This is a genomic window from Echinicola pacifica DSM 19836 (assembly GCF_000373245.1).
GTDB classification, from domain to species: domain Bacteria; phylum Bacteroidota; class Bacteroidia; order Cytophagales; family Cyclobacteriaceae; genus Echinicola; species Echinicola pacifica.
The window spans coordinates 221116-237720 of the sequence record NZ_KB890755.1; the positions used below are offsets into that span (position 1 = coordinate 221116).

The 16605-nt window shown below is 44.4% G+C and carries 11 protein-coding genes and 1 tRNA gene; 6 read left to right on the top strand and 6 right to left on the bottom strand.

Annotated features, from left to right (window positions below; genetic code table 11):
* Nucleotide 1 precedes the first annotated feature (1 nt).
* A complete protein-coding gene (locus tag B050_RS0116680) occupies nt 2-1543 on the top strand; it encodes a RagB/SusD family nutrient uptake outer membrane protein (protein ID WP_083923298.1) in 1542 nt (513 codons plus the stop codon).
* A gap of 87 nt (nt 1544-1630) precedes the next feature.
* A complete protein-coding gene (locus B050_RS0116685) occupies nt 1631-3796 on the top strand; it encodes an alpha-N-acetylglucosaminidase (protein ID WP_018475090.1) in 2166 nt (721 codons plus the stop codon).
* Nucleotides 3797-4105: 309 nt separating this feature from the next.
* On the opposite strand, the gene B050_RS23705 is transcribed toward B050_RS0116685, so the two are convergent.
* From B050_RS23705 to B050_RS0116695, 3 genes are all read right to left on the bottom strand, one after another.
* Nucleotides 4106-4657, bottom strand: coding sequence for a class I SAM-dependent methyltransferase (locus B050_RS23705; protein ID WP_018475091.1), 552 nt, complete (start codon nt 4655-4657; stop codon nt 4106-4108).
* Entirely contained in the window at nt 4658-5038 is a 381-nt protein-coding gene (locus B050_RS23710; RefSeq protein ID WP_229802395.1) for a hypothetical protein, read from the bottom strand.
* A gap of 422 nt (nt 5039-5460) precedes the next feature.
* Nucleotides 5461-5534: transfer RNA gene (locus B050_RS0116695), tRNA-Ile, on the bottom strand.
* Nucleotides 5535-5668: 134 nt separating this feature from the next.
* On the opposite strand from B050_RS0116695, the gene B050_RS0116700 reads away from it, so the two are divergent.
* The 4 genes from B050_RS0116700 (at nt 5669) to B050_RS0116715 (ending at nt 9796) form a co-directional block, all read left to right on the top strand.
* Entirely contained in the window at nt 5669-6301 is a 633-nt protein-coding gene (locus B050_RS0116700; protein WP_018475093.1) for an HAD family hydrolase, read from the top strand.
* A complete protein-coding gene (locus B050_RS0116705; protein ID WP_018475094.1) occupies nt 6291-7397 on the top strand; it encodes a site-2 protease family protein in 1107 nt (368 codons plus the stop codon). Before B050_RS0116700 ends, B050_RS0116705 begins: the two co-directional genes overlap by 11 nt.
* Before the next feature lie 381 nt (nt 7398-7778).
* Complete coding sequence (locus B050_RS0116710) at nt 7779-8651, top strand: hypothetical protein (protein ID WP_018475095.1); 873 nt, start codon at nt 7779-7781, stop codon at nt 8649-8651.
* A gap of 200 nt (nt 8652-8851) precedes the next feature.
* Nucleotides 8852-9796: a hypothetical protein gene (locus B050_RS0116715; RefSeq protein ID WP_157492860.1), complete on the top strand. Its 945-nt coding sequence runs from the start codon at nt 8852-8854 to the stop codon at nt 9794-9796.
* 10 nt (nt 9797-9806) lie between these two features.
* On the opposite strand, the gene B050_RS0116720 is transcribed toward B050_RS0116715, so the two are convergent.
* The 3 genes from B050_RS0116720 to B050_RS0116730 form a co-directional block, all read right to left on the bottom strand.
* Nucleotides 9807-12134: a patatin-like phospholipase family protein gene (locus tag B050_RS0116720; RefSeq protein ID WP_018475097.1), complete on the bottom strand. Its 2328-nt coding sequence runs from the start codon at nt 12132-12134 to the stop codon at nt 9807-9809.
* A gap of 100 nt (nt 12135-12234) precedes the next feature.
* Entirely contained in the window at nt 12235-13878 is a 1644-nt protein-coding gene (locus B050_RS0116725) for a glycoside hydrolase family protein (RefSeq protein WP_157492861.1), read from the bottom strand.
* Nucleotides 13879-13992: 114 nt separating this feature from the next.
* Complete coding sequence (locus tag B050_RS0116730) at nt 13993-16467, bottom strand: glycoside hydrolase family 95 protein (protein WP_018475099.1); 2475 nt, start codon at nt 16465-16467, stop codon at nt 13993-13995.
* Between the last annotated feature and the right edge of the window lie 138 nt (nt 16468-16605).

Genomic DNA, 16605 nt, shown 5'->3' on the forward strand with positions numbered 1-16605 from the left:
AATGTATAATTCAGCATATATATCTATAATAATTATCGGAATATCCTGCTTCTCTTTGAGCTCCTGCATGGAAAAAGACATCACCAAGCTACCGGTAACAGCCCTCTCAGAGGATGAATTTTGGACCTCCGAGGAGCAGGTAGCTCAAGCGGCCAATGCAGCTTATTTCAATTTAGAAAATGTTAGCCAGATAGAATGGGATGGATTTACTGAAGTAATGTACAGCCAAACCGGGTCTACAAAAGAAATTTCCACCGGCGGAATAAACCCTGGCTCTAGCCTGGTAAACTCTCTATGGACCTCCTCCTATAGCTCCATCAGAAGTGCGAATTGGTTTTTGGATAATGTAGACAAATCCCCTCTGGAAGCGGATATGCTTTCCGTGTACAAAGGCCAAATGCGCTTTATTAGAGCATGGGCCCATTATCGCTTAATGTACCAATTCGGTAATGTCCCTATTGTACAGCAGGTTCTTGATATTAATGAAGGAAAAGTCCCTGCTAATACCCGAGCGGAAGTGCTCAATTTTGTGATTAATGAACTTGACCTCACCATAAGTGAACTTTCCGTAGCGGAATACGATCCTGAATTTGGGAGGATCACCCCCTGGGCCGCAAAGGCCCTTAAATCGAGAATCCTATTGTATGAGGGGACCTTGGCAGGAGATACCAATCTATTATTAGAAAGTGCTTCCCTGGCCAAAGACATCATGGACAATGGTGGTTTTAGCCTCCACCACAATTATACAGCATTATTTCGGCCGGAAGGAGATGGTAGTAATGAGGTAATACTATCTCGTATCAATGCAGACCTGGAAGGTCAATATCATAACCTAGGACAGATGCTGGGCCCGGTAAGCTTTCATGCCTCCTGGAATATTTTCTCCCCCACAGTAGCCTTAGTGGAAACCTACCCTGATATCAACGGGGAGTCTATCCAATCAAGCCCAATCTATAATCCTGACGAGCCCTTCCAAAATAGAGATCCAAGACTAACACAGACAGTTTTTGACTGGAGAGAAACAGTGAATTATGAAGGAGCTATATTTGAAAATACTGGCTCATGGTTCAATTTCAGAAAATTCATTGACCCCAGCGAAACTTCTGAACAAAGGAGTCATAATGATCATATTATTTTCCGTTTGGCAGAAATGTACCTAACCTACGCCGAAGCAATCAACGAAGTCCAAGGGCCAAATCAAGAGACCCTTGATCTAGTAAATGCACTCCGCATGAGAGCTGGGCAAGGAGCTGCCGACGATGGAACGGACATCTTGGTGCCGCCTATTCCATTGGCGGGAATGAATCAGGATTCATTCAGGATGATTCTCAGAAGAGAAAGAATTATTGAATTCGTTGGGGAAGGCATCTTATATTATGATTACCACCGCTGGAAAGAACTAGAATCCACCATGAATGAACCTGCAGTAGCAGTAGTTTCTCTGGAGGACAGGGTATTTACGGCGCCTCGGGATTATACTTGGCCTATCCCTGAATTTGAATTGATCAATAATGATCTATTATCGCAAAATCCAGGATATTAACTTTAATGTGGTCGTGGGAAATTATACCCTTACGACTTTATAAACCAATAGACCAAATCTACCAGCCTTGGTCAAACCTTAACTGTAATGAGAAATATTCATTTTCTAATAAGCATTATTTTCCTTGCCACTTTTGCATGCAATTCAAAAGCATCAAAAGCCCCCGAAGTTATTAGTGCCTATAATGTACTAAATAGGGTAATCGGAGAAGACCACGCCAAAAAATTCCAATTGGAATTAGTGGTAAAAGACAGCCTTGATTATTATTCAATCAATACTGAGGGGGACAAAGTGATCATTCAAGGTACCTCTTCCACTACATTGACCAGGGGCGCTTATGATTATTTGAAAAATGCGACGCATTCTATCATTAGCTGGTCAGGTAATCGAATCAACATCCCCGATAGGCTTCCACAGTATAAAACCACCGTAAAAACCCCATTTAAGTTCAGGTATTATCTCAATACGGTAACTCATGGATATTCCACTCCGTATTGGGGCTGGGAAAGATGGGAGAAGGAGATAGATTGGATGGCCATGCATGGTTTTAATATGCCGCTTATTGCGGGTGCTCATGAGGCCATCCTATTTCGAACCTTCAAAAAACTAGGCCTGACCGATGAGGAAGTATTACAATACTTTTCTGGACCTGCTCATTTTCCTTGGAACAGGATGGGGAATATTGGGAGTTGGGATGGACCACCACCGCTATCCTTTTTTGATAAGCAAATTGACCTAGCTCATAAAATGCAAAATAGAATGGCTGAACTCGGCATGTCTCCTATTGTCCATGCATTTGCTGGTTTTGTCCCGGAGGGAATTCAGCGAATCTTTCCTGATGAAGACCTCAGAGAATTAGGTTGGGGTGGATTTGAAGAAAAAGTACAGATCCTTTCCCCAAAAAGTGCACTTTTCTATAAAATCGGCAAATTATACATAGAAGAGTGGGAAAAGGAATTTGGTAAGGGGGAATATTATTTAGCAGATAGCTTCAATGAAATGGATGTTCCGCTTTCGCAAGACCCTGAGGTAGCAAAAGAAGAACTGGCTAAATATGGGGAGGCGGTCTTCTCCCCTATTGCAGAAGCGAACCCGAATGCCGTTTGGGTCATGCAAGGATGGACCTTCCCCTACCACCGGGACAAAAATGGCGACCTCTTCTGGACCCCTGACCGACTGCAAGCCATGATGTCCGGAATACCCGATGATAAGCTATTGATATTGGATATGGCAAATGAATATAATGCCTTGTTCTGGAAAATCCCTTACTCATGGAAAATGTACAAAGGTTTTTTCGGCAAGCAATGGATCTATAGCTTTATCCCCAATATGGGAGGGAAAGTCCCCCTCAATGGTGTGCTTGACTTTTATGCTAAAGCCCCACATGAAGTCCTTGAATATAAGGATAAAGGCAACCTGGTTGGATTTGGTTTTGCGCCTGAAGGGATAGAAAATAACGAAATCATCTATGAACTTCTAGCCGACTGGGCTTGGAGAACTGAATCTATTCCACTTCCAGAGTGGATCGCTTCCTACTGTAAATCCAGATATGGCGCATTTCCCACAGAAATTAAGAAAGCCTATGACCTACTACAGGAATCTGCGCTGGGGACCTTCACCGACCACCCTAGGTTTAGATACCAATTTAGGCCTACAGAAAAGGCCCAAGGTACCGTTGATGATAGCGAAAATTTTGATCTTGCAGTTCATTATTTCTTAAAAGCCTCCGACAACTTTGATAATAGTTTACTCTATGAATATGATGCTATTGAACTCGGGACACAATTAATTGGGCTCAAAACAGATGAAATAATAGCGGAGGCTACGGCCCTCGAGGACAGTCCTGAAAAATGGGTCTTATATCAAAAAGCCATTGATAACATGAGGGTCATAGACCGCCTCCTAGCTTCTCATCCTAGCCACCAATTGGAAAAATGGGTGGAACTGGCAAGAGATTATGGCGATAATGACAAGGAAAAACTATACTATGAAAGCAATGCAAAACGGCTGATCACCACTTGGGGAGCTGGGGTCAATGACTATTCTGCAAGGACGTGGAGTGGCTTAGTGGGCGATTATTATGCAGAGAGATGGCAGAAATGGTTAGATGCCAAAATCGCTGGAAATGATTTTGATATTAAGGCATGGGAAGAAAATTGGATCACTTCAAGGTGGGAAAACCGCACTAAACCCTATGATCATCCACTGAATAGCTTAAAACAAATGATACAAAAATTAGAAAAAACGGAATAATCCTATGAATATCCAGCTAGGCTAAAGTCTTATCACTGGACCCGCTTATGAATCTTTAAATAAATAGGAAATGCTAATAAATAAAAGCTTGATTTCTACCTATTGGAAATCAAGCTTTTATTTTTCATTTTTTAAGGAGAAACCTTCCGATAAACCCCATATTGCCTTACCAAAAAGAAACTCCCCAAAGCACCCCTTTGGAAGAAGCGGGAGGCAGACGCAGTTATTAAGTATCCCGAATGGTAATGTTAAGAGGGTTCTTGGGATGGATTCTTTTAAAGAGTGATTAGAAATATTTTTAATCCTCCCTTATTCTATTTTTTTATAATAAAGGCAAACCTGATCTCCCTTACGTTCCTTATTATATTCTTTAGCCATCGTTTTATATTTATTTCTATCTGCTTTAGAAAATTCAGAATTTAAATCTGCTTTAATAAAGCTCTTTCCTTTTTTATACAAGGAGGTAAACATAAATTGAGATGCTGAGCTATCAAACTCAGAAAAATACAAATTAAAACCATTTTCCTGGCCCATTTTTGCCATTGCCTCAACGCTTGGAATGAAAAAATGACGAGGAGCATCCAATTGGAACCAGTTAGTTCTTTCGACTTTCCAAACTAAACCATCTGTAACAGGAACCCGAATTAGCAACTTACCTCCCTTTTTTACTATTCCACTAAGGTTTTTAAACACGGACTGAGGATCCTCCATATGTTCAAATGAATGATGCAGCATAACAATATCATAAGTTCCATGTACACTATCAACGTCTTTTCGCTCAAGTTTTAAACCATTTAATTCAAGCTCTTCATGCACATAGGGATCAAAGCCAAATAGCTTATTAAACCCTGAACAACGCATTTAGTAAACTAACTGACCGTTTCCACAGCCGATATCCGCAATAGCATCATCCTCTGATGCTTCTAGTTTATACAGCCAACGTAGGTATGCAGGATAAGAAGCCCTATAGATCCTCCATTTATAAAATTGCCACCTTACTTTTTTAAAAACATTACGAAGGAAACCACTATTATTCAATCTCTGGAAGGTGTAGTATTCAGGGACATAATATTTGGACAAGTCTGCCGGGGGACTAATTATCTGTAATGAACTGCACTTGCTACATTCCAGATAATCAAATTCATGCCCCATTTCAAACATCCTTTCTACAGCAGTAAAAACGCTATTATTCTTACTATTACCACAGGCCACACATGTATTTCGCTTATTAATCTGAATCATAAAAATATTACTTTTTTTAATATTACCTGGCAATTTTAAAATACCAATCAAACGAAAACACAAAAATTCAAGCTAGAATCGATCTTTAAATTTAGTTTATTACAGGAAATAAAAATCATTAAATCAATAAAAATTGTGAACTTAAACTTACCCACCCGATAAATCCCCTTTCCTGTTCTCAGCTTGGTTAAGCTCAAGCCGAGGGCTGGAAGACTCTATTTTATCAAAGACGAAATAATGGGGCGGATTACTTCCAAACCAGCAGCAGTCAAGCTAAAAGATATGAGATAATACCCTTCCAACCTTCTCCCAAACCGCCGATTCAAGAAAATTAAAAATATAGCGAGCCCATTTCGTGCAATAACTGTGTGCAAACAAAAAAGCCACTTACAATTTTACATCGTAAGTGGCTTTTGTTTGGGTGGGCCCACCTGGGCTCGAACCAGGGACCCTTTGATTATGAGTCAAATGCTCTAACCAGCTGAGCTATAGGCCCTTAAAAGCAGTAGTTGTCAAAATCGGGATAAAAACCCCTCCTTCTTTTTACTTGGAATAACCTAATGTGATTTTTCCTTGCTTTTGGGACTGCAATGTTACATATTTGATTTTAATTCCACAACATTTGAACCAATGAAAATAGATAAAAATACAGATTTTTTTATTTTTGACTTAGGCGGGGTGATTATCGATCTTGATATTCCATTTACAATCAACCAATTGCAGCAAATCGCCTTAAAAAATTCCATTGACTTGTATGAGGACTTTATGAATCATCCCGTGCATCATGCCTATGAGAAAGGTGAAATTGACGATCAGACTTTCCGCGATGAGCTCAAGCTGGTCTTTAAGCATGAATGGCCAAACCAGGAAGTGGATGATATCTGGAATGGGATGCTTGGCAAAATTCCTCAAGAGAAAATCCAGCTGCTGAAAGACCTGCGCAAAACCCATCCTATCTATATGCTTTCCAACACCAATGGTATCCATTTCCGCAAGGTGGAAGAAATTTTATTGGAAGGAAGTGGGCATAAAAGTTTTGAAGAACTCTTTGACCGTGTATTTTTGTCTTTCGAAATGGGATGTAGGAAGCCCGATACGGTCATATACGAGAAGGTACTAGCAGAAATCGGCCAGGAAGGCTCCCGAGGAGTGTTTTTTGATGATAATGCAAGCAATATCGTGGGTGCTCGTAAGGCTGGCCTGCGTGCTCATCATATAGATCACCCTACCGCCCTACTGGATTATTTTGCGAATGTACACTAAGAAAGAATACCTCAAACACCTGCTGTTGTTTTTGCTCACCTTTATCTGTGCCACTCTGGCGGGTGCAGAATGGCTATATGGCAGGTATTTGATTTCGGAGAAAAATCCTCTCACTTGGGAATATTTCCTGAGAGCGACGGCTTTTTCTATCCCCTTTATCGGTATTCTTCTTATCCATGAACTCGGTCATCTCTTTACCTCCATTCATCATAAAGTAAAATCCAGCTTACCCATTTTCATCCCTTTCTGGCTTGGATTTCTGGGTGCCCCTTCCATCGGCACCATGGGAGCCGTCATCAAGATGAAAAGCTATGTCAATAGCCGCATAAAATTCTTTGACATCGGCGTAGCTGGCCCTCTGGCGGGTTTTGTAATTGCCCTAGCTGTATTAGCTTACGGATTTATCAATCTCCCCGAGGCAGAGTATATTTATGAAATCCACCCCGAATACTTGGACCCCAACTATTCCCTGGAAGAAAGTGGGGCTATGGTGGTCGAACTAGGAAACAACCTGCTCTTTCACTTCATGTCTTCCACCTTGGCAGACCCTGAAAAAATGCCTCCTATGACAGAGGTCATTCATTATCCTTTCTTATTTGCTGGCTACCTCGCCTTGTTCTTTACCGCGCTAAATCTGCTGCCTATAGGTCAGCTAGATGGTGGCCATGTGATTTTTGGGCTGTTTCCCAAGCACCATCGGCAGATATCATTGACCTTTTACACAGCATTCTTGTTTTTCGCAGGACTGGGTATCATCAATCCCTTCCTAGAGACTAGCTACCTGCTGATCGCCCTGCCCGTCTATATTCTATTCCTTTACATCTGCTTCTCCAAGGCCAGGCTAAGCAGCCAGACGAAATGGTCCTTCGTACTCAGCCTCGCCGCCGTCCAATATGTGATCATGTACTTCTATCCTCACATCGAGGGCTACGAAGGCTGGCTTCTATTCGCTTTCATCCTCGGAAGAATACTGGGAATCGAGCACCCACCCGTTCGCGACAATAGCCCTCTCACCACTGGCAGAAAAGTGCTGGGCTGGATCGCCATCCTCATTTTCATCCTTTGCTTTACCCCTAAGCCTTTCGTCCTCGAATAGGACTATTAAGCGCCTAAGCTTAGGGATATGCCTGCTTACTTCTTGGCAATAACTCCCTTCCTACCTAGCGGAATACTATACACATAGACCGCATTCCAGAGGAATCATAACCAAACCTTACCAGGCAATGATTCATTGATCCAACCGCTTTCTATTGTCTATACAAATCGTTTTCATATAATTTTTACCAGTTATATGACATATTTACGTGTATGAACTGCATATATCAACTATTTTTAGTAGTTTTATAAAATCAATAAGCTATGAAGGGATCTGGCAGTGCATTCAGTTTTGGAATGGCTATTGACTTAAAGGCCTTAATAGATCTCCCTTGACCATAAGGCCCCAAACGAATACAATATAACCCAAAATGATAATGCTATGATTAACCGTATTTTCACTAGTCTAGCCAGCCATGTACAAAGCATGGGGAAAATGGGGATCTCTCTCAAGCTCCCCTTCGCCCTACCCTATAACCCTCAACCTATAGGGCATAATGCCAGCACCTATTACCCCAAACCCATAGCTACCTATACCTCTCCAAACGAACCCAGGGGAAAGAGGGTGAAAGACCTGAGTTTGAAATTAAATCTCCTCGCATTCAGGAAGGACCGGTTTTATTCTGAATTGCTGAAGATGGAGTCCAAGATATCGCTGCAAACAAGGATCATAAAAGCGCTAAACCCCTGTCTTAAATCTGCCCTAAATAGAAAACAGGTCTTGTCCTACCCTATCTCGAAAATCAAAATGCTTAAGATCACCGCAGAGGACCTCCGACAGGTGGTGGACAGGAACCCTTTGCGAGGTGTGGAAGCATTAAAAGAACTGTGTTATCTGGATCTGCAAGGAAAAATTGACAACTTGAATTATTTCGAAAAGATCAGCAAATTACCTGAGCTCGAAATATTATCCCTGGCCCAAGGCCCATCCATTCCGGCTTTTCACCAACATCGTTTACCCAATTTTCCTCAGGTCAAAAAAATTACTATTGACAATGCTAAGGAACGGTCGGACTTCGAAATCATCTTTCTGATGCCACAATTATCGACTGTAATCCTAAAGAATTTTTCGGCAGAAAACCTTAAGGAAATCATTAATATAAGATGCCTTGGGCAATTTACCTCCATCACCATTTACCTCAATACCTGTGAGGACCATACGGATCAGCCTGATGTGCTAGTGAGGAATTTGATCAAACACTATAGCGAATATGTGAAGATCAATATATTTTACAAAAACAACCCCACCACTTGACCTGATAAGCAACCTACCAGCATTAAATACCACCACTAGACCAACTATAACGATTTATCTACCAATTTCCTGAAACAAATCACCAGAAACAAACGTTAAGTGGTGGAATAAAGGAAACCATGGATATTAAATTATACCCTTTAGATATTCTTTTTAAACGATTTTTTAAGAAAAAATCCATTCAGTCAACACCTGACTTGATGGCTGTACCTTCATTACTGAAGGAGCTTCCTAGCGCACACACCGAATTCATCAGACTCCAACTGCTTCACAGTAAGGCCTTAAGGCTATTAGAGCGGATCCCCGTGGAATACAGGGGCTTGGACTTTGGCTCCGCTCTCCAGTCTATCTGCATTAAACTTACCGCTTATCTTCAGCCTCATATCATGGGGCAGGAAATAATGGTGCGGGAGCCTGAAGAAAACAAGGAATTGACATTTGACCTCGGGGAATTTGCCGCTAAAATCAAGGGGTTAATTCATATTGGCAATATCCGATTGGAGAAGACCGAATTAATTATTCATTATTTAGAACACTACTCTTATACAAGCTATACCTCGGAATGGGGAAAATTAAGTAATGTCCTGAAATCAGCTTTGGCCGACCAAGGTCTGGCCCCAAATCAGCTTCAAAAGCTAAAGGAGCTTAATTTGGACCTCCGCAATGAACCATCCAGAACGCAGTTTGGAGTATTGGAAGGAATAAAATACCTGGATCAAATCCAGAAAGTGGAGATCAATGGGGTCTTGGAGCAAGAGAATGAGTTCAATAAGCTATCACTATTGCCGAATCTGACCACGCTGCTGCTAGATAAAGGTCCTAAGGTCAGTTGGCCATTGGATAAGCTAACTATCTGCCATTTTCCTGCCCTAAAAAAGATCATTATTAAAGAGGCCTACAAGTTTGAAGACTATCAAATCATTTACTATATGGACAGCTGCTCCGAAGTGGTGGTTCGGAAATTTGACCCCTCTCAATTGAAGTATCTGATCAATATACGCTGCCTGGAGCAGTTTAACACCATCGATATCCACTGCTCCAAGCCGGTGGAAGAGGAAGTATATAATTGCCCACAGCTATACCAGCTGATACATTATTATGGGGAATTTCGGCATATCAATATTTTTACGCCTTTGGCTCAATAGAGACGCATCCTTAGCGATCTGAATAATTAAATGAAAAGCCAATGGCCAAATAAGGCCGGATTGCGCCATCCTTGGTATTGGTGGTCAGGCCAGCGGTAATAGGCCCCAAAAAGGAGTTGAGTGAGGCATCTACGCCAAAGCCAAGGATCAGTTGATCTTTCATAAAACCATTCATATCAAAATCACCATTCCCTCCAAAAGGAATATGCGACTGATGGCCGATCAGGTTGGTGCCAGCCCGGATGTATAAATTGGGCGAGGGGATCCATTGAGAATATAAGCCCAGTTTGCCAAAGTTCTCTGCGGTCAGCTCGCCATAATTGAGCCCCCAGGCGGGAGTATCATCAAACTGCACACGCTGGTATCCGCCGATGGAGAAGTCATTGAATAAGAAGGATTCGTCCTGCCCAGAGATGGTCAGGCCAAGGGCCATGGAAGGCACCAGCTGCACCTTATTTCCTAGCGCAAAGAACTTCTGGTAATTGAAATAAGTGGTCAAATAGCCATTTGGCGTGATCTCCTCGAAGGTTCTATCTAATTCACTTTTGGGGATTTTCACCTCCACATCCCCCTGATTTAAGGTAAGGGTATCCACCCCATTTTTCAGCTTTATCTTAAACTTGTTTAGCGTCCTAAAGAGCGATTCCACGATGAGTTCTGAGCCCTGAGTGGGGAAATTACGGTCATTCAGCGAGCTGCGAATATGCAAAAATCGAAGCCCATAGGAGCTATAATAAGCCCCTTTTACCTCCGAAGGTATGGAGATCTGGTAACTTGACTGGGCCTTGGTATGCTCGAAGAATGGACCAAACCAGCTACTTTGCTTCAGCGAGTGTGTGGTAATAAAGTTTAACTTCACCTGCGACTGGCGATTCAGGTATAGGTCTCTTTTGATCCCATCCTCATATTCGGGAATCTGCTGAAACAGGTAATCGTATCTGACATTTATTGCATATTTCTTATCATCGCCCAAGTACTTATAATGATCCAGCCTAAACTTAGGATTTTGAGAGATATCTGCGATAGCGACCGTCCTGGAAGGCTTACCCAGGAGATCCCTCATGGTAAGATTTAGTAAGACCCCTGCCGAGAATACATTGTCATAGTGGAAGGCGCCACTCAAAATCGTATTTTGTTTTTCCTTGGTATTTATCACCAGTCGGTACGCTCCGTTTGGCAATGGAGAAAGCTGGTAGCCCACCTTACTGAAACCATTGACCCCAAAGACCCTATCGATGCCTTTCTGCAAATCGGAGCGGCTAAGGGTGTCTATTTGGTTAAAGCCCAATTTAGACCGAATGAGCTCATCGGAAAACATTTTATTCCCATTAATGACTATACCGTGGATCACCACTGAGTCCACCTTTGTACCAATGCCTACAATGGGATCCATGGGCGGTAGCTTTTTTGCCAGCTCTTCAAATTGCGGCTCATACTCCTCACCGGCGGCCTTGCCAAGGTCCAAAATCTCCTGGAAAGCACTGAAGCTAGCGGTGCTATACTCTAATAAATCCGGCTTAATATAGATATCGCAGCCTGCGATATTGTCCACCAGCTTACTGTACGAGCTGGTCATAGCGATCTGCATCAGGATGCTGGAGAAGGAATCCAGTTCTTTAGGATCTAAAAAGTCCTCATCCCCGACATTGATGCCAATAACATAATCTGCGCCCATCTCCCTGACGATGTCCACAGGGAAATTATTTACCACCCCACCATCCACAAAAAGGGTGCTGTCTGCCTCAAAAGGCGTGAAAGCCGTGGGAATGGCAATACTGGCACGCATGGCATCCGCCAGATAGCCTGACTCGAGAACCACCGCCTTCCCGGATTTCACATCCGTGGCGATCGCCCTGAAGGGGATAGGAAAATCATCAAAACTCTTATAAGGAATGGACGGCCAACTATAATAATGTAAGGTTTCTGAGAGCTTTTGGCCCTCAATTAGGCCTGCAGGAACGGCTATTTTGCCATCTATCACAGGCAGCTCAAAAAGATAGCGGTTATAATATTCCTTTTCCTCAAAGGCAATGCTGCTATACGAGACCCGATTGGATACCATAAGCTCCCAGTCCGAGGTCTTCACGATTTCCTCCAACTCTGCTCCACTGTAACCGATCGCATACAGCCCTCCGATCACCGAACCCATGCTCGTGCCAACAATATAATCCGGCCGAACTCCGGCCCTTTCCATGGCTTGGATGATCCCCACATGGGCGATGCCCTTCGCTCCTCCTCCACTCAGCACTAAGCCGACCTTGGGTTTCTGCTGAGCCTCAGCACCCAACTGTAGAAGGAATAGAAAAATAATTAGGAGGCCTATAAATTTTCTTTGCATGCGGAATAATAAAAGTGATTTCCCACTAAAACTAACCAAAATGAAGGAAAAAATACTAAGCCACAGGAGAAAGAAATAGTAAATTTTGAAGTGTATAGCGCTATTCGTGCACTATTGGTCCGAAAACAGTCTCCTTATCATCGATAATCACTTTAAGGACATCGTCTGAAGAAAGTGCAGCCGTTTCCTGCGCCTTGACGGTTAGCCGAATCTCCTCATACGGCTTCAGAACGGGGCAGAGCATTCGCCCGACTTCCTCCCAGGAATCCGTCTCCTCCACCAAGCGCTCGATGGTAATCAGTGATTTGTCCGAGCTGGCCAAGCCAAAATTCTCAAGCTTTACCGACCATCCCCCCTCCTCCAGCTGAGGCTTCCGGGAGGACAGATAGGCCGAAGTGCTGCGTCTCCATGGCAGTGGGGAATAGCCAAACACCAAGGCTCCCTCATGGGTTTTCCCTAATAATTTGGCCACAAAACTGTCCTCCGAAAAGTCCAGCCCTGCGCTATCAAAAATCAGAACCAGGTCCTCACCTCTCTGCTTAGTAGAAATCAATTCACTGCCTCCACCAAAATTCACCGCCTGGGGATTGCCAAAGCGTACTGAGCTCAGGTCCAAATCGGAATGAGGATCAAATCCTTCCTCGGCCTCTATCACGACGGCCAGTTCCTGGGTGCTTTCGGAAACTTTCTTGTTCAGGATTCTTATCTTTCTCCCTACAGCCAGCGGAATCCCAATATTTTTGGAGCTATGCCCATCATTAGGTTTGTCCTCATGCTTTAGGGTATCGATCACGGCAAAATTGGCCTGAATAGCCCTTCCTGACTCATCCTGAAAAATCTTAATTCGCTCGTACTTAAACCAGTCTTCCTGCAGTCCATCGGTATAGCCAGTGATACCAGGCTGGTAAGCTTCGCCAGCGTCCACAGTCCAGTCGAAGCCGTCAGGCGATCGTAAATAATAGGCTATTCTTCCCAGCCAATCGTTCACTATAAGATGGTATTGGTGCTCATCTTTCCAAATCACCGGATCCTCATATCGGCCCTCTACGGGTGGATACACCGATTTATCGCTTACTTGTTGGTAAGTGGATAGGCCATCTTTGCTTATCCATATTCCCCCACCACGGCAAACCATTATTATGGACCCATCTTCTCTTTGGGCAAAGGAAAGATTACTTAGGCCCTCGATAATCGGTCTATCTCTTGCGTCAAATTCAAACTGAGCATATTCCCAAGGCCCATCCAAGGACTCAGAGAGGTAGCGGCCTCCAATGACATAGATAATATATCGCCCATCATGAATTTGGAATATCTCCGGGTTATGGCCTGCGCCCACCTCATCCATCACGGTAAATGGCCCGATCAGCTGGTCCGACACGGCGTGTACCAGTCTGGATTTTGGCCATTCCATATGCCCTTTCTCGGCCGTTTCGGACCATCGGCAGACATACATATGGTATTTCCCATCCTCTCCTTGAATGATATTCCCTCCCCAGTAAGACCAGTCCGCGTCCTCCAGGCCATTATCAGGATAGCGAGGTATCACCCCCGCCGCTCCCCAGACCTCTGAGCTGCGCTTCCCCACAGGAGGGATGGGCTGAAACAAGTCCATAAATCGGCCTCCTTCCACCAAATCATTCCATGCGGCAGGCCGTGGTCTTTCCTCCACCTGGGCAAAGGAATCACTTATTCCAAGCATAAATATAAGGGCAAAGAGGAGTCTCAATTGTAGTACAGATTTCATATTAAATATATTTCTACCTTTAGAAAGGTCATTTCAACTCATTCCAAATGGTAATTTACACCTATTCCCCATTTTTCGTCTCCCCTTTACGCCGGAAATCTCTAGGTTCTTATCCTAGTTGATTTTCACCAACCTGACAGAGGTATTCTTCTTAAACTCCACTTCCACTAATAGAGGCTTAGAGGAATCGTTTTTGTGGATTACTGTTCCGTTTTCAGCCAGGATTCTAAGTTTCGCTGGAAGGGATACAGATGCGGTATTGGCTAGGGAGGAATGGATTTCTCCTGAAACCACCTGGCCATTTTCCCAGGCAAAATCGACACGGAATCCACCTCGGGCTCTTATACCCTTTAGGCTGCCAGTCTGCCAACCTTCATCCTTCGGCAATGCCGGTAGGAAACGCAGGGTCTCCTCTTCCCCATGACTTTGGAATAGCATCTCGGTCAGACCAGCAGCTCCACCGAAATTACCATCTATTTGGAAGGGGGGATGTGCGCAGAATAAATTGGGATAGGTGCCGCCATTGCTCATCACGATCTTGCCACCCTCATCCATCACAGGCTCCAGAAGCTTCTTGAAAAGCAATAAGGCATGATCGCCATCGCCCAGTCTGGCCCAAAAATTAATCTTCCAGGCTCTGCTCCAGCCGGTACCCCCATCCCCGCGCTGCACGAGCGTTTCTGTTACCGCCTGAGCCAGCTCAGGGCTAGACCAAGGAGTGATCTCATCGTAAGGATGCAGACCATATAGGTGTGACACATGGCGATGGTGAGGATCCACATCCGCCCAGTCATGTAGCCATTCGTTCAGATCTCCATTCTTCCCAATAGTATTAGGAGCCAAGCGACTTCTCTTTTCAGCCAGCTGCTGCGAAAAGTCCTCGTCTATGCCCAAAATAGTCGCTGCAGCTATGGTATTGCCAAAGACTTCCCTGCTGATTTGCATATCCATCGTCGGCCCCATGCTGGTATGTCCCTTATAGCCATTGGGCTTCAGGTAGGTGTTTTCCGGTGAGTTGGAAGGTGCTGTCACGAGATAATTACTCTCGGGATCTTCTATCAATACTGCTGAGAGGAACTCTGCCGCCCCCTTCAGTACTGGATAATATTCCTTCAAAAAGGCCGTGTCCCGCGAATATCTAAAGTGCTCCCAAATGTGCTCGGTCATCCAGGCCCCACCAGTCATGGTAGATCCCCAGCTAGCCCCCTCGCCAGGCGAGGTATAGTACCAAGGGTTACTGATCACATGGGCCACCCAGCCCGGCGCATCATAGTAGGCCTTAGCGGATTTCATCCCATTCTCTACCAGATTGTAGGTAAAATGACGTATAGGCTCGGCCAGGTCACCATAGCCCATGGGCTCTGCCAGCCAGTAATTCATCTGAATATTGATATCCAGGTGGTAGTCGCCATTCCAGGGAGCCTGGTATTCCGGCGCCCATATTCCTTGCAAATTGGAGGGCAGCTGCCCGGGCTGGGAGGAGCTGATCAGTAGGTATTTACCATAGTTAAAGTACAATACTGGCAGCTGGTTATCAGCTATTCCATCAGCATAGCGCTGCAGCCTCTCCGGCGTGGTATAGCGGGAGACATCACCATCCCCCATTTTGTTTTGGAGGCTAAGGTGATTGCGGTTATATAAGGCCCCAAAAGCCTCTATTTGTCTTTCCTTTAAGCCTTTTATGGAGATGGATTCGATCAGCTCCTTTACCTTAAGGCTCGGATCACCATCTCTGCTAGCAGGATCATCTATGGAGTAATCGGTCGCTGCGCTCAAAATCAAGTAACATTCGCTCGCTGATCTTATTTGCAGGGACTGGCCCGACACCTCCGTATCTCCCCCACTTGGGAAGACTTTCAGCTTAGCGGCAAACTTCATTCCCAGAAGATCCTTATTTGGCAGCTGGCCCTGCATTACAATCTGGTTCTTGCTTACTTCCATCGCCTGGATATTCTCCTTGCGATCCAAGGCCAGGTCAAAGGACAAGCTTTTGGGCTTGGAGGCGGTCAGGTGAATCACCATCACCTCATCGGCCAGGCTCACATAGGCCTCTTGGCTATAGGTCACTCCCTCACGGGTCCAGGTGGTTTTCGCTAGGCCCGTTTGGAAGTCCAGTATTCGGGAATAATCTCGGTAATCGGCAAGGGTATCCTGCCAGGTCAGCTGCAGATCTCCCAAAGTCTGGTAACTGCCATAATGGACATTGGCCCCTCTTCCACGGCCAGAGCCATCCCCCTTGGAGACAAAATGCTTTTGAAGCAGCTGCTCTGCCTCTTTGTTTTTTCCTTGAACGAGGAGGTTCTGGATGTCATCCAGGTATTGATGCGCATCTTCCCGATCGGCGTCCTGAGGACCACCAGACCATAGGGATTTTTCATTGAGGACGATTCGATCCTTATTGGGATTCCCAAACACCAGTCCACCCACCTGGCCATTACCAATCGGCAATGCCTCCACATAAACCCTCGCTGGGGCTTTGAAAAATAAACTTGCATCCGCCTGCTGTGCCCAAGCATCACCGCTGCTAAACAGGGCAGATAGACCTATCATAAAGGCCTTGCAGGCCCTGTTAAAGGAGGTTTTTGTCATTTCATTCAAAATTAATTATGCTAAATATAAAATAATTCCTGCCTCGCATTAATTCATCCATGCGAGCAGGAGCTGTGAAAAACTGTAACTCTATTTTCGATTCTTCCCGAACGGCTAAAACTCAGCGATTTTCACAAT